We start from the raw sequence: 15743 nt of genomic DNA, 5'->3' as shown, positions 1-15743 counted from the left end.
GGTGGGGGTGGTGGGCGTACTCTCGGCCTAGGGGAAGGGCGTGCGTGGGGGCGTGCGCTGGGGTCAGGGGGACTCGATGGGGGTTGTGGAGCGGGCGGCGATCGCCGGGCTGCATTCGGAAGTGGTGAATGCCTGGCGGGGGATCGTCAACGAGGCGAGCACGCTCGGGCTGGCGGACCGGATCGTGATCGCGGAGAAGCTGAAGGCGCGAGCGGACGCGTTGGCGGCGTACGAAGGGCTGGTCCGGGACGCGGGGGACCTGGCCACTGACGTACGGGCGTTCGCGACGGCGGTGAAGATGCAGAACCCGCTGACCGGGGTGGTCTGGGGGACCGGGCTGGCATCAGGGGTGCTGGGGTTCTTCGGCTGGTGGTCGTTCGAGGCGTTGCGGGCCGCGTGGTCCGACACCGACGGCGGTATGGCGCAGACGACCGCGGCGTTGATCGGCGTACTGACCGTGGCGTCGGGAGTCGTGATCGTTGCTGTGGTGCGGGCTGCGGTGATCGCGGCCCGGGCGGCATTGCAGACACTCGACGACTTCAGCGCCAAGGAGCACCCGTCGGCGGAGTTGTTGCGCGAGGTGCGGCCCGCGGAGGAACGCTTGTTCGCGTTGTTCGGCCAGCAGGTACCGGAGCCGCCGATCACCGCAGCGCCGTTGATCGTGCTGGGAGTCGTCGGGCTGCTCGCCGGCGTACTCTTCGCGGCGATGACCGGCGTCGGCGCGCCGACGACCTGACGGATGACCCCCCCGAGCCGATTACGCTGTGTATTGCACAGTATTCAGAGCGGTCGCGCTGGGGTGTCGACTGGCCTGCTCGCTTCCTCGGCGGAGGAAGACGATGGGTTTCCGGATCCACTTCGGCTGCGCCGATCTGGCGCGTACGGCGATCGGCGGCACACACCCGATCCATTGTCGGACGTGCTGCTCGGCATGCACATGCTGCAGACCGAGGACGAGCCGTCGGTCTTCGGGGCGTGGCGGCAGCGGGCCAGGGCGAAGCTCACCGAGCTCGAGCGTGAGCTGCTCGTCCTCGCACCGCCGATCGGGTACTCGCCGGACTTCTCACTCCGGCCGCGTCGGTGAACGGTCTCGACGCCGGCCTGGCCGCTGTGGCGGCAACGCCGCAACACCAGTTGGAGAACGAGCTGCGGCGGCTGTCCGGCGAGGTCCGAGCCGACCGGGCAGCCCGCCGATCCGGAACGTGCCCTGGCCGACCTCCTCGGTCGTACGCGGGCCGCCGTACTGCGAAGCATCTCGGTGGGCGCATGCTCCACCAGCGAAACTGGCCGCACACGCCGGCATCTCACTCGCATCGGCCAGCGAACACGCCCGAGTTCTGCATCGCACCGGCCTGGTCACCACCCGCCGGGCCGGCAACGCGGTATGGCACTCGATCAGCCCGATCGGCACCCACATCCTCACCGGCACCGAGGCCTAACCCGCTACTGGACGGTCACGTCACAAAACCGATTCGGTTCGGCCGCTGACCCTCGCGGAGCGATCCATTGCAGTGGTATGGATCAGTCTTCGCCCGGGAAGTCCGGGCGCTGGCAATCCCGCCGCGGGGGGAACCGACGGCGGGTTGGGGGGAATCGTGCATTTGTATCGTGCCGCGCTGGCAGCCGGCAGCGTGTTGGCGATCGGCGTACTCGCCACTGGTTGCGGCCCGGCCTCGAGTACGACGGAGGTCGCCGAACCGGGTGTGGTCGTGAGCACCGAGGCGACACCAACACTGGAGACGACGGCCACGCCGTCAGCAACACCAACACCGACACCAACGCCCACGCCGACGGCGCCGAAGCCGGTGACGGCTTCCACGAAGACACCGTCGACGACGACCAAGAAGACCGTCGTCGAGTTCCGCATCATCCCGTTCAAGAAGAAGACGGTCACGGATTCGTCGATGCCGAAGGGCGAGAAGTCGATCCGGACCAAGGGCGTGAACGGGACCCGCAAGCTGACCTACCAGATCACCTACGTGAACGGCATCCAGACGGACAAGGACCTGCTGCGGGACCAGGTGTCGAAGGAGCCGCGCTCGCAGGTGACCGCGGTCGGTACCAAGGTCGAGGAGCCGGAATCATCAGGCTGCGACCCGAACTACAGCGGCTGCGTCCCGATCGCCAGTGACGTCGACTGCTCAGGTGGCAGCGGCAACGGACCGGAGTACGTCGCCGGCCCGGTCCGCGTGATCGGCAGCGACATCTACCGCCTGGATGCCGACCACGACGGCCTCGGCTGCGAGGACTAGCGAAGAGCTCTAGCGAAGAGCTCTAGCGAAGAGGACTAGCGAAGAGGACTAGCGAAGAGGACTAGCGAAGAGCTCTAGCGAAGAGCTCTAGAGATAACGTCTAGGTCGTCTGGTTGTGGTCGCGGCGGGCGCTGAGAATGCTCGCCGCGATCGCTCCCATGATCAGCAGCACGCCGATCAACTGCAGCCCTGGCGAGTCGTCCGACGCCCCGTAGATGACCCCGGCGGCGCCGAGCGCAACCGCCACGACGGCAACGACGTACTTCATCAAGACCTCCCGACACCCGACAGGAACTCATCGAGTATCACCCGAATCCTATCGACTATCAATAGGCTCCCAGGAGAATCGGGGTCCACGCCAGTGTTTGTAGACAAGGTCCCGCTCCGACGGTGCGTTGCCGGAGAAGCTGAGACCGACCTCACCGGTGGTGCTGCTGACCACCAGGCTGGCCAGTGAGGGCTCGTCTCGGCGGCGGCAGTCCTCGGAGAGCAGGTCGAGGAGGCGCCCCAGCCCGTTGATGGCGTGCGGGATGCCAAGGTCGGTCTTCATGGAGCCGTAGGTTGCCGTGCCGCCGGTGGTGGCTACCCCGATGAGGTAGGAGCGCATCCGGGGTAGCCACTCGACGTCGGCCGTGGTGACGGTGACGTTCCGGCCCTTGATCGGGAGGATCTCTCCGCGGTTCAACAGCAGGTCCATGGCCCGATCGTGACACGGCGGGTCCTCCGGCGCAGCAGGCTGGAACCGGTGAGTTCAGTTGGGCCAGGACGGGTTGCGGCCGAGGTGGGCGAGGATCTGGTCCAGCGGGTTGTCGTCGTTCCACGGCAGCGCGGGGGAGAAGGGCGTGCCCGGGACCAGGCGGACTTCGCCGGTGGGTACGACGTTCGCGACGGTCTGAGCTGCCGCCAGGACTTCCGGGGTGAAGGTGACGGTGGTGCCAAGGGTTGCGGCGACGTCCCACGAATGTACGACGTAGTCGATGAAGTGGAAGCTGATCGCCTGGTGGCCGGGGAAGTCCGCACCGAACTCGGTCAGCGGGAACGTCCGCTCGGTCACGCCCTCCTCGGCGAACGCGTCCAGCACGTGCTCGGCCGACGCGATGTAGGCCTTGGCCGGCTCGTCGCCCAGGTCGCGCACCTTCCACAGTTGTTCGCCGCTCTCGCCCCTGGAGGCGGCGGCGAAGCCGTAGTGCTGCGTCGCCATGTGGGCGAGCAGGCCGTACAGAGTCCAGGCCCGGCACGGCGTCGGCTTGGACAGGTCGGCATCGGTGATCTGCGTGGCGAGGTCGATGCTGGCCCGGACCGCCGCGGCGTCAAGGGATACGTAATCAACAGTAGGCATGCGCACATCATATGCGCGAGCATATGATTGCGCCAGTGTTATCTTCGGCAGCGTGACCGCTGCGGACGAGCGCCCCGATCTCGCCGCGATGCTGTACCCGTTGGTGCGGACGCTCATCGCGGAGGAAATGCCGGTGCTCGCCGAGCATGACGTCTCGATGTGGGGCTACTCCGTGCTCGTCGCCCTGGACGAGACTCCGGTGCGCACGCAGTCCGCGCTGGCGGAGGCGATCGGCGCCGACAAGTCCCGCATCATCGGCACCCTCGACGAACTGCAGGACGCCGGCCTGATCGAGCGCACACCGGACCCCGACGATCGCCGAGTCCGGCTGTTGTCGATCACCGCCAAGGGCCGCCGGGTACGACGCTCTGTCCGCAAGGGCATCCGGGTCCGCGAGGAGCGGCTGCTGGCCAAGCTCCCGGCTGCCGACCGCCAGGGCTTCCTTCGCGCCCTCCGCGCCTTGCACCGCGAGAAGTAGGGCTCCCCTTACCAAGCCTGAGCCGAGATCGCAGCCGATCCGGAGTGGAACCTTCACTGTTCACCAGGTTGATGCTTTGCTGCCTGTGCAGAATGGTGCCGAGAAGGCGGCACTGTATCTGTTTCGCCTTCCTGCTGATCGCATTCCTCGGTAATGGAACGTGGTCGGTGGAGCGACCGACACCTGTACGCGACAAGCTGGCAGAGCAGGAGCGCCGATGGCCGATGACCGCGCGGCGCTGTTGCGTGAGCTGCACGACGTGCATGCTCCGGCGTTGTGGCGGTTCGTGGTCCGGCTGACCGGCGACGACAGGCTGGCCGAGGACGTCGTTCAGGAGACCCTGCTGCGGGCCTGGCGCCGGCCGCAGATCCTGACCGAGGACGAAGCCGGGGCCCGGGCCTGGCTGTTCACGGTGGCGCGCAATCTCGTCATCGACGACCGGCGCAGTGCCCGGGTCAGCCGCGAGGTGGCCAGCGACGACCTGCCGGAGAACCCGAGCGCCGACCACGCGAACGCCGTACTGGACGCCTGGTTGGTGGCCGAGTCGCTGGCACAGTTGTCGGAGGAACATCGGCAGGTGATCGTTCGCGCGTACTACGGCCGTCGTACCGTCACCGACATCGCCGCGGAGCTGAACATTCCGTCGGGCACCGTGAAGTCGCGGCTGCACTACGGACTGCGGGCGCTGAAGCTCGCGTTGCAGGAGAGGGGGGTGACGAGCCAGTGAGTGATCCGTACCGGGAATGGGATGCGGCGTACCTGCTGGGGTCGTTGTCGGCGAAGGACCAGCGCGAGTACGAGGAACACCTGCGCACGTGTGACGAGTGCTCGGCCGAGGTCGCGTCGCTCGCCGGCATGCCGAGCGCGATGGCCGCGCTGCCGGACGACCGCGCGCTCGCGACCATCACCGAGGCGCCGCCGAATCTCCTGCCCGACCTGGTGCGCACAGTCCAGCGCGATCTCCGCAAGCAGCGCATTCGGCTCGGCGCGGTGGTGACCGGAGTCGCCGTCGTCGCCGCGGTGATCGGCGCGGTGATCGCGATCCCGCTGACCCACGAGGAACCGCAGGGAGACTACGTCGTACTCGCACAGACCGTGGCCAGCAAGCTGTCCGCCGACGCGCGGCTGGTGCCCGAACGCTGGGGTACGACGATCGAGATCAGCTGCCGGTACGACGAATTGGCCACGCCCAGCGAACGGGCCCGAGGCTACGAGTTGTACGTCACAGACTCTTCGGGCAAGGCCCAGTTGCTCGCGAGCTGGACCGCGTCTCCGGGGACGACGGTCAAACCGGCCGCGACCACGAAACTGCAGCGCGACGAGATCCGGGCCCTGGACATCCGCAGCTCGGAGACCGGGCGAGTTCTGCTCGCTGTGCACTTCTGATCACTGTCGGCACGAATGAGCCTCGGGTGACGGGGCACCTGAAAGTCACGAGCGACGGTCGCTCGAGAGGCCGCCGAATCGAGACCCCGGTGTTCAGGGACGTGCACCGGGGTCGCGGCGGTTCCGGGTGCCGCAGCGCCGGATCGTGAGCTGGTTGGAAGAATTTCGCCGGATTCCTGTAACACTCACCACGTCACCAGCGATACACCGTGTGTAACGCCACTGAGGATCCCGTCCCAGGTCAACCGCCCGAAGGGCCTGGGGCGGGGTTTTCTTCGCCGCCAGGCGCCCCGGCAGCGTTACGCACGAAGGCCCCCGGTGAACCACCCCGGGGGCCTTCGCGCTGTTATCCCCTCCTCGGAATTTCAGCGCCTCCGCGGACTGCGCGGCGCGCTATGACGCTCGTTCGGTTGGGCCGTCCGACTCCGGCAGTGCGATCCGGTCGGCCGGCAGGCGTTCCGTCCGCTCTGTCCCGTCGTCGCCCTTGTACTGCACCAGACCGGTCCATCCCGTCTCCTCGTGCTCACGGCCGATCAACCAGCCGTGACGCCACTGGCCGTCCGCGTGAACGACCACATGGCTGGGTAGCGGGAGGCGGGACACCAGGTCGGTGTCGGGCTCGAACTCAGTCATGGCCGAAGATTAAGTGGTTTCGGCGCCACGCGCCTCCCCCGCCGCGTGTTCTCACGCTGCTCTCAGGGCTGTAATTCGCGGATCAGGCCGACGCCGAGACCGAACTCACGGACCGATCCGGTCACCTTCAGTGCCCGCCCGCCGGGGATGTGGATGACCCAGCCCTCGCGCAGTGCGTGACTGCACAGCGCCGCACCGACCGCGCCGGCGAGGTGCGGCCGGCGTTCGGTCACGTCGAGGCACGACCGTACGGCGGGCCGGCCGTTACGCCCCTCGAACACGATGCCGAGATCGTCCAGCCAGGCAAATCCCTCCGGCGTCAGCGTGATCCCGTCCGACCAGTCGAGCAGGCCGCGCTCGGTCATCGCATCCGCGAGCGCGACGCCGAGCTTGCCGGCGAGGTGGTCGTAACAGGTCCGCGCCCGCGCGTGCGCGTCGCGTTTGCTGACCGCGGACAAGCTGTTCGCGACCTCGACCCGACGAGGTGCCAGCGCCGCGAGTCCCTCGATCAACTCGGCCGTCTCCGGTCCGGCGATCTTCACGTACCGATGCCGTCCCTGTCGGACCTCGCTCAGCAGTCCGCCGTCGACGAGCAGGTTGAGATGCTCGCTGATCGTCGGCCGCGAGACCTTCGCGAGCCGGGCCAGCTCGGTCGCCGTCCAGGCGCGCCCGTCGAGCAGCGCGAGACAGACCGTCGCCCGGGTGGCGTCGGCGAGCATCCGGGCCCAGGACGCCAGCTCCTGTCCTTCCGTCTGCGTGCTCATCCACGTCCTCGCTTCGCTCCGGGCGCGGATGAGACACAAGGTGCACTGTGTTTGAGGATGAACTCGCTCCGCTCGTTCATGAGTCCATCATGCCGCTGCGACAGTTCGGTCCCGGCCTAACTGACCGCCGCCTAGCGTCGGAACCATGACGCATCTGACCATCGAACCGTCCATCCTGTACGTCGGTACGCCGGTCGCGCTGCTGAGCACGGTGAACGACGACGAGACCTTCAACCTCGCGCCGATGTCGTCGGCGTGGTCACTCGGGGATGTCGTGGTCCTCGGCGTCGGCGCCTCCGGCCAGACCGCCGCCAACCTGCAAGAGCGGCCGGAACTGGTGATCAACTTCCCGTCGCCCGAACAGTGGCACGCGGTCGAACGGATCGCCGGGCTGACCGGCCGCAACCCGGTCCCGGAGCACAAGCGGGCCCGGTTCCGCTTCGAGCGCGAGAAGTTCGCCGCGGCCGGCCTGACTCCGGTCGACTCCGAGCTGGTCGGCCCACCCCGCGTCGCCGAATGCCCGTTGCAGTTCGAGGCGACCGCGGCCGACGTACAGTTCGATGCCGACGGCAACTTCCTGATCATCCAGGCCAAGGTACTGCGGGTCCATGCCGACCACCGGATCGTCGTACCGGGGACGTCGTACGTCGATCCGGGCGCGTGGTCGCCGTTGATCTACAACTTCCGGCACTATTTCGGCCTCGCCGGCGAGCTTGGCGAATCGTTCCGTACCGAGACCCCTAGAGCAGCCGGAGACGATCGACTTCTTCGTCGCTGAGGACGACGTCCAGACCGGCCAGCACCTCGGGAAGCTCGTCCGCCGGTACGGCGCGGTGGGTGGTGCGGCCGTCGGCGTACTCCGTCGTGAGGTCGTCACCGACCAGGCGACGGACCAGGCCGTCGGCAACGCGCATCACCACCGGCCGGCCGGTGAACGGGGAGTCCGGGTGGGTCGAGACGTAGTGGTGGTAGACCCGGTAGTCGATCGGGCGCACCGGCTCGTCGTTCGACGCGTGCTGCGGGATCCAGCCGTCCGCGGTCTTCTTCGCCAGCGTCCACACGTCACCGTCGAGGGTGAGGCGGTGGTCCCAGCCGGCCTGGTCGACGATCACGCCGTCCTTGAGCGGAGTGGGATAGAGCTGTCCGGCGCCGAACCCGACATCGGCGAGGAACTCCTGCCCGTCCACGCCCACCTTGAGGAGCGCGTGGGTTCGCGGTCCGGCCTTGTGTGGTTGCACACGCGCGACCCGGCGATCCACCGTGAAGCCGAGCCGCTCGAGGGCGGCGCCGAACAGCAGAGCGTGTTCGTAGCAATAGCCGCCGCGTTGCCGGCCGACGAGCTTGGCCTGGATCGCGTCCAGGCCGATGCCGGGGTGCGTGCCGAGGATCACGTCGATGTTCTCGAACGGGATCGCCAGCACATGGGCGCGGTGCAGGCTGCGGAGGCTGTCCGCCGACGCCGCCACCCGGGGATGCCCGATCCGGTTGAGGTAGGCATCCAGGTCAAGTTCTTCGATCTGCCACATGACGCCTACCTCAACACTTCCAGTTCACTTGAGGTCAAGTTCGGTGAACAGGGTGAGCTGCAGTCCGCCCGGCGCCTCCAGCCGGGCGTTCAGCGAGTTCCACGGTGTGCGGGTCGGTTCCGCGATCACCGTGGCGCCCGCCGCGGCCAGAGTCCTGGTGGTCTCGGCGGAGTCGTCGACCTCGAAGGCGACCCGGTACTTCCCGGCAACCCGCCGGCCGACCTCGACCCGGTCGATGAAGTCGGCCTGGTTCGGATCCGCGATCTCGAGCGTCGCCCGCTCGATATCGAGAATCGTGACCCGGCCGTCCTCCGATTCGTACGACTCACGTTCGGCCAGGCCGAGCACGTCCCGGTAGAACGCCACCGCCTCGTCGTAGTCGTCCGCCGTCACGACCAACCGCAGCTCTTTGACCGTCATGACCTCAGTATCAGTCCTCCTGCACCCAGGCGCGGCCGATATTCGCCTCCTCGAAACGCCAGCCGTTGTCGGTCCGGACGGCCGTGTACTTCAGCCGGAGCCCGGCCCGCCGGTGCGGCGCCTCGCCGTCGCGATAGAAGAAGGTCAACTGGTTGGCCGACGTCTCGGCCCGGTCGCCGTCGACCCTGACCAGGATGTCGCTGTGGACGTGCTGGGTCAGTTCGCCGTCGACCGCCGTACTGCGCAGGTACTCGAGCACCTCGTCGATGCCCCGCAGTTCGCCGCCGCGCGGAGACCGCACCAGGATGTCCTTCGTGTACACCTGCCGGATGTCCTCCGGCGTCCCTTCGTCCAGGACCCGCGCCAGTCGCGCGAACAGATCCTCGATCTCCCACCGTTCGGTCGTCATCGTCGTTCCTCTTTCATTGGGATGGCCAACGTTGGCCTCACCAACTATATCCGAGAAACCTGATAGTGGTAGATCAGCCAGGATTCGCCGGTCCGCCGCAGTACGACGCTCAGGTAGACGGACAGCGTCGGCCGGTCGGCGAACGCGAAGTCCACGGCGGCGTACCCGAGGATCAGGTCCTCACTCAGTCGCCGGAGCTCGAGGATCCGGTACGACGGCGACAGTCCGAGTGGCTGTGAGTCGTAGTACTCGGTCACGGTGTCCCGGCCCACGCCGTACGGGTGCAGACCCTGGAAGATCGCGTCCTCGGTGAAGTACGACGCGACCCGCTTCGGATCGTGCTCGACGATCGCGTCCTTCCACTGGTCGAGCACGCTGTGCAGGATGTCCAAATCCTTCATCAGTGGCCTGCCTGCTGGCCGCCGTCGACGTGGAGGATCTCGCCGGTGACGAAAGCCGCGGTCTCCAGGTAGGTGACCGCGTCGACGATTTCGTCGATCTCACCGAGCCGGCCGACCGGGTGCAGGGCGGCCAGGAACTCGTGCGTCTCTTCCGGGTGCATCGGCGTACGGATGACGCCCGGCGCGACCGCGTTGACGCGGATGCCGCGAGCGGCGTACTCGGTGGCCAGGGACTTGGTGACCGAGTTGAGGCCGCCCTTGGTCAGCGACAGGCCGGGCGGGTGGCCGATCGCAGCATCGATCTGGCGATCTGCTGGGTGCGCGCGACCGACCTCGCCGAGCAGGAGCTGGATGGACGGTTGATCGGCGTGGACCGGCTGTTCGCGGTCTCGCCGGGTGCTGACGAGACCGCGGTTCGCGCGCGGGACACCGTCGTACTTGTGGATGCCGACACCGGGACGTGGGCGTCGTGGAACCTGTACGCCGTCGAGTTCGCTCGCGCGACCGGCGCGTCGGTGGTGCGCATCGACGACCACGGGATCACCGGTTCGGCGTTCTTCGATCAGGTACGACGGTTGGGCCGGCCGGTTGTCAGTTCGCCGAAGCGGGACGCGACGCCGTTGCCCCCTGGTCTCGTCCGGCGGCCGGTCGTCGAGCCGGTGCCGATCTGGACCTGGGCGCTGGTGTGGCGGCGTGACGAGACCCGGCCGGCCGTCAGGGCTGCGGTCGAGGCGTTGAGTCGCGACGTTGCAGTTGACCTTGGGCCGGAGGGGGCCTGGCTGCCGGCGGACGATCCGTTCAGGCCTGGTGCTGCACCGCTGCCGGAGTGAGTCGATAGCCGAGGTTCTCGGAGAACTCGGCGGACAGGGCGAAGCGGTCGCCGCGCACGAGGGTGTGACGCCATTCGACCGGACGGCTTTGTGATGTGCCTTGGCGGTTGATGGAGAACGCGGCCGCCTCGGGTGGGCAACGGAGTACGGCGCGCTCGGCCGGCGTGGGTACGACGGCGCGGATGTCCTCGCGGCCGTGGTCCAGTCGCACGCCGATGCGGGTGGCCAGCTCGTTGTAGACGCTGGTGTGGGTGAAATCGGCGTCGAGGAGTGGTTCGGCGAGGGAGGCGGGAAGCCAGACGCGATCGAGTGCGAGGGGATCGTCGCCGGCGAAGCGGAGGCGCTCCAGGTACAGCAGTGGGCTCGACGCTTCCAGGTCGAGGCGGCTCGCGATCACGCCGTCGGCCCGGATGTCGAGCGCGCGGACGATGCTGTGCTGGGTCAGGCCGGACGCCTCGACCGAGGAGAACAGGCTGTACAGCGCACCCATCGGCTGGCGGATCTCCGGCGTGGTCGCGACGCGGGGCTGACGGCCGCGTTCGGCCACGATCAGGCCGTCCGCGCGCAGCTTCCCGAGCGCCTGCCGGACCGTGTGCCGGCTGACCTGGTAGTCGTCGACCAGCGCGAGCTCACCGGGGAACGTGTCGTCGAACTCCCCGGACCGCAGCCGCCGGACAAGGTCCTGCTGCAGCTGCTTCCACAACGGCTGGCCGCCGGCGCGGTCAAGCCTGCGCTGGATCATCAGGGTCCTACCTCCCGGGGGTGGGCTTGCCAAATGTCCGGTCATCTCCTAGCTTAAATGTGCGTACATTTTCAGCGGGGAGGAACCGATCCGATGGTGCAGGTCGACATTAGGCCACCCAACCCCTCGGAACCCCCCGTCTCACGCCACCCCCGCCTCACCGCAGCCCTCCACCCCGGTCTCGGCTCCTCGCGATCACTTCGTCTTGACCGTCGCGTCGGCTCCGCCGTGTCGCGGTTGCCCGGCTTGGGTGTCGTGCTTCTTCTCACAGCCGTGGCGGTCCCGCTCGGGCGACTGGTTCCTGTGGTTGGCGGACCGGTTTTCGGAATCGTGCTCGGGGTGCTCGCAGGTCTCCTGATCCCGGCCCTGCGTTCAGACCAGTGCCGCCCCGGCTACGACTTCGCCGCGAAGAACCTGCTGCAGGTCTCGATCGTCGTACTCGGCACCGGCCTGTCCCTCCAGCAAGTCGCCCACGTCGGCGCCTCCTCACTCCCCGTCATGCTCGGCACACTCGCGCTAGCGCTAGGCGGCGCATGGGTCTTCGGCCGCCTGCTCGGCGTACGCGGCGACACCCAGACCCTGATCGGAGTCGGTACGGCGATCTGCGGCGGCTCCGCAATCGCCGCAGCAACAGCCGCCATCGGCGCGAAGCGATCTTCAGTCGCCTACGCGCTCGCGACGATCTTCACCTTCAACGTGGTGGCCGTCCTCGCCTTCCCGCCGCTCGGCCACCTCATGGGCCTCAGCTCAGAAGCCTTCGGCCTGTGGGCAGGCACCGCGATCAACGACACCTCATCGGTAGTCGCCGCCGGCTACGCCTACAGCGCCGATGCCGGCGACCAGGCCCTCGTGGTGAAACTGACCCGCTCACTCATGCTCGTCCCGATCGTCCTCACCCTGGTCGTGCTCAAGTCCCGCCGCGACGCGCGAACCGCCGACCGCCAGAACCCGGACCGCCCGCGGACACGTCTCCCGTGGCGCCGGCTCGTGCCGATCTTCCTGATCGGCTTCGTCGCTGCGGCGGGTCTGCGTTCGGCCGGACTCGTGCCGGACGGGTGGCTCCCGACGCTCAGCCTGGTCGGCACGTGCCTGATCACCTCGGCCCTGGTCGCGATCGGCCTGTCGCTGCGACCGCGTGAACTACGCGACGCAGGGCCCCGGCCGCTCCTGCTCGGAGCGATCCTGTGGGCCCTGGTCGCGTTGGGAAGCCTCGGACTTCAGTCCTTCTCGTAGGCCGCCGGCCGGGTCTGAACCGTCTTGATCCGCGGCACGTCCAGCTTGTTGCTGCGGTCGAAGCGGTAGATGCCGTTCTCTTCCTGGAACACGTCGGTCAGCTGCGTGTAGCAGTAGCCGAACATCAGCGGGTCGTCGAGCAGCGCGTCGACCAGACCGGTGAAGCGCGTGTAGAACGCCTCCTCGTCGACGACCCGCTGGCCGTAGCCCCACGACTCGGTGCGGTTGTCACCGGCCGACTTCGCGGCCTCCTCCGGGTTCCACCAGATGCCGCCGAACTCACTGCAGAAGTACGGCTGACCGGCGTACGGCTGGGAGATCGGCCGCTGCTCGCGCCCACCCGTGTTCCCGTACGGCGCTCCGTCCGCGAGGCCGGCCATCTGCCGGGCGAACTCGGCCGGGTCCTGCTCGTAGTTGTGCGAGTCCCAGACGTCGGTCTCCGGCACGCGGTGCGAATACCCCGACGCGTCGAGCACCGGCCGGGTCGTGTCGGCCGCCTTCGTGGCCAGGAACATCGCCCGGGTCACGTCGTCCAGCTGGGTGATCCGGTCGTGCAGGAACTGGTGTGTCTCGTTCAGCGGGCACCAGCCGATGATCGATGGGTGGCTGTAGTCCCGCTCGACCGCCTCCAGCCACTGCGACACGAACGACGCCGTCGGCTGCTGGTTGTCCTCTTGGGTGCCATCGGCAAGGTTCTCGCCCCAGTCGCCGAACTCACCCCAGACCAGGTAGCCGAGCCGGTCCGCGTGGTACAGGAACCGCTCCTCGAACACCTTCTGGTGCAGCCGCGCGCCGTTGAACCCGGCCGCCAGGCCCAGCTCGATGTCCGCAACCAGCGCCTCGTCGGACGGCGCCGTCATCAGGCTCTCCGGCCAGTAGCCCTGGTCCAGCACCAGCCGCTGGAACACATGCTTGCCGTTGATCAGGATCGCCTGGCCGTTGACCGACACCGACCGCAGACCGGCGTAGCTGTCCGCGCCGTCCACAACGTTGCCATCGGCATCGATCAGCTCGACGCGAACGTCGTACAGGTGGGGGTCGGTGGTGTCCCAGAGGCGGACGCGATCCGCCGGGACCTGTAGCGTCAGTCGCGGGGCGAAGTCGAGATCCGCGCGGACCTCCTGGGTGGTGACCTCGCCGTCGGCGTCCTTCAGGATCGCGCGGACCTTCCAGCCCGGCTTGTTCGCCGACACCGGTACGGCGAGGTGGAAGCTCGAGCCGGCCACGTCCGGGGTGATCCGCGGGCGACCCAGGTGCACGGTCGGCACCGCCTCGAGCCAGACGGTCTGCCAGATCCCGGTCGTCCGGGTGTAGTGGCAGCCGTAGTTGAAGTACTTCGTCGACTGCTTGCCGCGGGCCTGCGCGCCGTACCGGCTGTCCCGCGCGCGGACGACGATGGTTGCCTCCTCGCCGGGCTTGGCGACCTGGCGGAGGTTGGCGCTGAACGGCGTGAACCCGCCGCGGTGCCGCACCACCTCGACGTCATTCACCCACACGGTCGCGTCGTGATCAACCGCCTGGAAGTGGAGTACGGCGTCCTTGCCGGACCAGTCGGCCGGGATCGTGACGGTCGTCCGGTACCAGACGGCCTCCATGAAGTCGACGTCCTCGATCCCGGACAGCTTGGTCTCCGGCGCGAACGGCACCGTGATCCGCTGCGCCAGCTCTCGCTCCCGGACCCCGCGCTCGAGACCGGAGTCCGACCGGTCGATCTCGAACTGCCACTCGCCGTTCAGGTTCACCCACTCCGGACGAACGAACTGCGGGCGCGGGTACTCCGCACGAGGTTGGGTCATGAGCACTCCCGTGACGTGGTTGCTGAGGGGGTCGGCACGACAGTACAACGTTGGAATGCGCTCAGCAATGGGTCTTTCAGGTGTTGGTTGGAGGGTGGCTGTCGGATTCGGGCACCCTGGTTCGTCGGGTTGGTGAAGGAAACGACGAGAGGGAGACGCCCCATGCAGGTCGAACCGACAATCGTGACCATTGCCCTGCCAATCGCGAACCGCCGGAGGTCGTACGAGTTCTACCGGACCGGACTCGGATTCACCACGCCCGGCGAGCCGGACCGTGACGGCGTCCCCGAGCCGCTGCGCCTGACCCTCGGCGACCGCGTCCGGGTGATGCTCATCCCGAAGGTCGGGTTCGGGTGGGTGCTCAGTGGACGGAAGCAGGCCACGGCCGGGCGGAGCGAGTGCGCCGTGTCTCTCAGCCTGCCGACGCGCGCCGACGTGGACGACCTACTGGCGCGCGCCGAGCAGGCCGGCGCGGAGATCGTCCGGCCGGCGGGCGAACAGGACTGGGGCTACGACGGCGCCTTCGCCGATCCGGACGGTCACGTCTGGCATGTCGCGCTGGCCGGCGAGTTCATGACCTCCTGGCCCTAGGCGATACGTAAGGACAGGAGGTGTCGGGTCGCGGGGTAGTGCACCTACGCGTGGAGGCTCGGTGTGTACACCGTCTCGGCGGCGTACTACCTGTCGAGCTGCACGCCTCAGGCGTTGCTGAAGAGGGCCGCGTTGAGGAAATCGGGTCCGAAGGTGCCTTCGCGGTCCGGGACGACGTTGCGGATCTCGAGCGGGGTGAGCGGCGCGAAGATCGTGCGGAGGTCGTCGGCGGAGAAGGCCATGCCTCCTTGCGTGTCGCCGCTCAGGACGACGTCCAGGTCGGTCGGGGCTTCCACCCGGTCGGCGGCGAAGGTGACGATGCCGAAGCGGCCGCCGGGGCGGATGGCCGGCAGGACGCGGTCCAGATAGGTGATCCGACGGTGAGGCGCGAGATGGTGGAAGCAGCCGGAGTCGTAGACGAGGTCGAACTGACCGTCCGGCAGCGGCTCGCGCAGTACGTCGGACGCCGTCAGTGTGACCGTGGCCGGCATGGTCGCGCGGACGCTATCCAGCAGTGGTGCGGCCAGGTCGACGCCTTCGACCGTCGCGCCGTGCTCGGCGAACCATCTGCTGTTGCGACCCGAGCCACACCCGATGTCGAGCGCTCGGGCACCGTCCAGGTTTCCGAGCAGTCCGCGTTCATACCAGTCGACCAGCGGTTCGTCCGGCAGTTGTGTGGCGAGCGGGTGGCCCGGTGTCGTCAGCAGCCCGGTCCAGAATTCGGCCGCCGACGACTGTGATCGATCTCCGCGGGCGCTCGCTGCCACGACCTGGTCGAGGATGCTGAGCAACTGATCGGTCGTGTGTATGCGCGCTCCGTTGACCACTCCGGAATCCTACTGAAAAGCAGGTGATCGGGGGCGATGGGATCGCATAAGGTCGTGGTGATGATGGGTTTCTGAAGGCGCGCGCCACGGTGTGGCACTCCGGCATCGACTGTCTG

At 68.0% G+C, this 15743-nt stretch carries 24 protein-coding genes; 11 read left to right on the top strand and 13 right to left on the bottom strand.

Features of this window, described 5'->3' with window-relative positions; all coding sequences use genetic code 11:
* Window positions 1-76 precede the first annotated feature (76 nt).
* From E0H73_RS10320 to E0H73_RS10310, 4 genes are all read left to right on the top strand, one after another.
* Window positions 77-736 carry a hypothetical protein gene (locus E0H73_RS10320; protein WP_131353249.1) on the top strand — a complete coding sequence of 220 codons (660 nt, stop codon included), beginning with the start codon at window positions 77-79 and terminating at the stop codon, window positions 734-736.
* Window positions 737-910: 174 nt separating this feature from the next.
* Window positions 911-1084 (top strand): hypothetical protein, encoded by a 174-nt coding sequence (locus E0H73_RS46540; RefSeq protein ID WP_202867292.1) that lies wholly within the window; start codon window positions 911-913, stop codon window positions 1082-1084.
* Window positions 1085-1202: 118 nt separating this feature from the next.
* The gene (locus E0H73_RS46535; protein ID WP_202867291.1) at window positions 1203-1439 is read left to right on the top strand and encodes an ArsR/SmtB family transcription factor; all 237 of its coding nucleotides are present in this window, start codon (window positions 1203-1205) and stop codon (window positions 1437-1439) included.
* A gap of 156 nt (window positions 1440-1595) precedes the next feature.
* Window positions 1596-2252 carry a G5 domain-containing protein gene (locus tag E0H73_RS10310; RefSeq protein ID WP_131353248.1) on the top strand — a complete coding sequence of 219 codons (657 nt, stop codon included), beginning with the start codon at window positions 1596-1598 and terminating at the stop codon, window positions 2250-2252.
* 100 nt (window positions 2253-2352) lie between these two features.
* On the opposite strand, the gene E0H73_RS45790 is transcribed toward E0H73_RS10310, so the two are convergent.
* The 3 genes from E0H73_RS45790 to E0H73_RS10300 are packed head-to-tail and all read right to left on the bottom strand — an operon-like array spanning window position 2353 to window position 3591.
* Window positions 2353-2520 (bottom strand): hypothetical protein, encoded by a 168-nt coding sequence (locus E0H73_RS45790; protein WP_165554299.1) that lies wholly within the window; start codon window positions 2518-2520, stop codon window positions 2353-2355.
* Between the two features lie 48 nt (window positions 2521-2568).
* The gene (locus E0H73_RS10305) at window positions 2569-2949 is read right to left on the bottom strand and encodes a hypothetical protein (RefSeq protein WP_131353247.1); all 381 of its coding nucleotides are present in this window, start codon (window positions 2947-2949) and stop codon (window positions 2569-2571) included.
* 54 nt (window positions 2950-3003) lie between these two features.
* Entirely contained in the window at window positions 3004-3591 is a 588-nt protein-coding gene (locus E0H73_RS10300) for a TIGR03086 family metal-binding protein (RefSeq protein ID WP_131353246.1), read from the bottom strand.
* 52 nt (window positions 3592-3643) lie between these two features.
* Between E0H73_RS10300 and E0H73_RS10295 the strand changes: the two genes are divergently transcribed.
* From E0H73_RS10295 to E0H73_RS10285, 3 genes are all read left to right on the top strand, one after another.
* Complete coding sequence (locus E0H73_RS10295; RefSeq protein WP_238163917.1) at window positions 3644-4069, top strand: MarR family winged helix-turn-helix transcriptional regulator; 426 nt, start codon at window positions 3644-3646, stop codon at window positions 4067-4069.
* A 217-nt stretch (window positions 4070-4286) separates the two neighbouring features.
* Window positions 4287-4796, top strand: coding sequence for a sigma-70 family RNA polymerase sigma factor (locus E0H73_RS10290; RefSeq protein WP_131353244.1), 510 nt, complete (start codon window positions 4287-4289; stop codon window positions 4794-4796).
* On the top strand, window positions 4793-5455 hold the full coding sequence (locus E0H73_RS10285) for an anti-sigma factor family protein (protein ID WP_131353243.1): 663 nt from the start codon (window positions 4793-4795) through the stop codon (window positions 5453-5455). Before E0H73_RS10290 ends, E0H73_RS10285 begins: the two co-directional genes overlap by 4 nt.
* A 393-nt stretch (window positions 5456-5848) precedes the next feature.
* On the opposite strand, the gene E0H73_RS10280 is transcribed toward E0H73_RS10285, so the two are convergent.
* The gene (locus E0H73_RS10280; RefSeq protein WP_131353242.1) at window positions 5849-6088 is read right to left on the bottom strand and encodes a hypothetical protein; all 240 of its coding nucleotides are present in this window, start codon (window positions 6086-6088) and stop codon (window positions 5849-5851) included.
* A gap of 62 nt (window positions 6089-6150) precedes the next feature.
* Window positions 6151-6852, bottom strand: a complete 702-nt coding sequence (locus E0H73_RS10275; RefSeq protein WP_131353241.1) for an ArsR/SmtB family transcription factor — start codon at window positions 6850-6852, stop codon at window positions 6151-6153.
* Between the two features lie 145 nt (window positions 6853-6997).
* Between E0H73_RS10275 and E0H73_RS10270 the strand changes: the two genes are divergently transcribed.
* Window positions 6998-7630: a flavin reductase family protein gene (locus tag E0H73_RS10270; protein WP_131353240.1), complete on the top strand. Its 633-nt coding sequence runs from the start codon at window positions 6998-7000 to the stop codon at window positions 7628-7630.
* Here the strand turns inward: E0H73_RS10270 and E0H73_RS10265 are convergent.
* The 5 genes from E0H73_RS10265 to E0H73_RS47135 are packed head-to-tail and all read right to left on the bottom strand — an operon-like array spanning window position 7593 to window position 9874.
* A complete protein-coding gene (locus tag E0H73_RS10265; RefSeq protein ID WP_131353239.1) occupies window positions 7593-8378 on the bottom strand; it encodes an arylamine N-acetyltransferase family protein in 786 nt (261 codons plus the stop codon). The two genes, E0H73_RS10270 and E0H73_RS10265, sit on opposite strands and share 38 nt — an antisense overlap.
* A gap of 24 nt (window positions 8379-8402) precedes the next feature.
* On the bottom strand, window positions 8403-8798 hold the full coding sequence (locus tag E0H73_RS10260) for a VOC family protein (protein WP_131353238.1): 396 nt from the start codon (window positions 8796-8798) through the stop codon (window positions 8403-8405).
* Between the two features lie 10 nt (window positions 8799-8808).
* Window positions 8809-9207, bottom strand: a complete 399-nt coding sequence (locus E0H73_RS10255) for a nuclear transport factor 2 family protein (protein WP_131353237.1) — start codon at window positions 9205-9207, stop codon at window positions 8809-8811.
* A gap of 44 nt (window positions 9208-9251) precedes the next feature.
* Window positions 9252-9608: a YybH family protein gene (locus E0H73_RS10250; RefSeq protein WP_131353236.1), complete on the bottom strand. Its 357-nt coding sequence runs from the start codon at window positions 9606-9608 to the stop codon at window positions 9252-9254.
* On the bottom strand, window positions 9608-9874 hold the full coding sequence (locus E0H73_RS47135) for an SDR family oxidoreductase (RefSeq protein WP_272949123.1): 267 nt from the start codon (window positions 9872-9874) through the stop codon (window positions 9608-9610). Before E0H73_RS47135 ends, E0H73_RS10250 begins: the two co-directional genes overlap by 1 nt.
* 15 nt (window positions 9875-9889) lie before the next feature.
* Here E0H73_RS47135 and E0H73_RS47130 point away from each other — a divergent pair, with 15 nt between their 5' ends.
* Window positions 9890-10438 (top strand): type 2 periplasmic-binding domain-containing protein, encoded by a 549-nt coding sequence (locus E0H73_RS47130; RefSeq protein ID WP_165555519.1) that lies wholly within the window; start codon window positions 9890-9892, stop codon window positions 10436-10438.
* Here the strand turns inward: E0H73_RS47130 and E0H73_RS10235 are convergent.
* Window positions 10407-11180 (bottom strand): GntR family transcriptional regulator, encoded by a 774-nt coding sequence (locus E0H73_RS10235; protein WP_131353234.1) that lies wholly within the window; start codon window positions 11178-11180, stop codon window positions 10407-10409. The genes E0H73_RS47130 and E0H73_RS10235 overlap by 32 nt on opposite strands.
* A gap of 228 nt (window positions 11181-11408) precedes the next feature.
* Between E0H73_RS10235 and E0H73_RS10230 the strand changes: the two genes are divergently transcribed.
* A complete protein-coding gene (locus tag E0H73_RS10230) occupies window positions 11409-12413 on the top strand; it encodes a YeiH family protein (RefSeq protein ID WP_238163916.1) in 1005 nt (334 codons plus the stop codon).
* Here the strand turns inward: E0H73_RS10230 and E0H73_RS10225 are convergent.
* Window positions 12398-14209 carry a glycoside hydrolase family 2 protein gene (locus E0H73_RS10225; RefSeq protein WP_131353232.1) on the bottom strand — a complete coding sequence of 604 codons (1812 nt, stop codon included), beginning with the start codon at window positions 14207-14209 and terminating at the stop codon, window positions 12398-12400. The genes E0H73_RS10230 and E0H73_RS10225 overlap by 16 nt on opposite strands.
* A 162-nt stretch (window positions 14210-14371) precedes the next feature.
* Between E0H73_RS10225 and E0H73_RS10220 the strand changes: the two genes are divergently transcribed.
* Window positions 14372-14800, top strand: a complete 429-nt coding sequence (locus E0H73_RS10220) for a VOC family protein (protein ID WP_202867289.1) — start codon at window positions 14372-14374, stop codon at window positions 14798-14800.
* A 107-nt stretch (window positions 14801-14907) separates the two neighbouring features.
* Here the strand turns inward: E0H73_RS10220 and E0H73_RS10215 are convergent, their stop codons facing one another.
* The gene (locus E0H73_RS10215) at window positions 14908-15627 is read right to left on the bottom strand and encodes a class I SAM-dependent methyltransferase (RefSeq protein WP_131353231.1); all 720 of its coding nucleotides are present in this window, start codon (window positions 15625-15627) and stop codon (window positions 14908-14910) included.
* Window positions 15628-15743: the final 116 nt, after the last annotated feature.

The sequence above is a fragment of the Kribbella pittospori genome (genome assembly GCF_004331465.1).
Classification (GTDB): domain Bacteria; phylum Actinomycetota; class Actinomycetes; order Propionibacteriales; family Kribbellaceae; genus Kribbella; species Kribbella pittospori.
The sequence above is the reverse complement of the archived record's forward strand: the minus strand, read 5'-3'. Positions and strand labels throughout refer to the sequence as shown.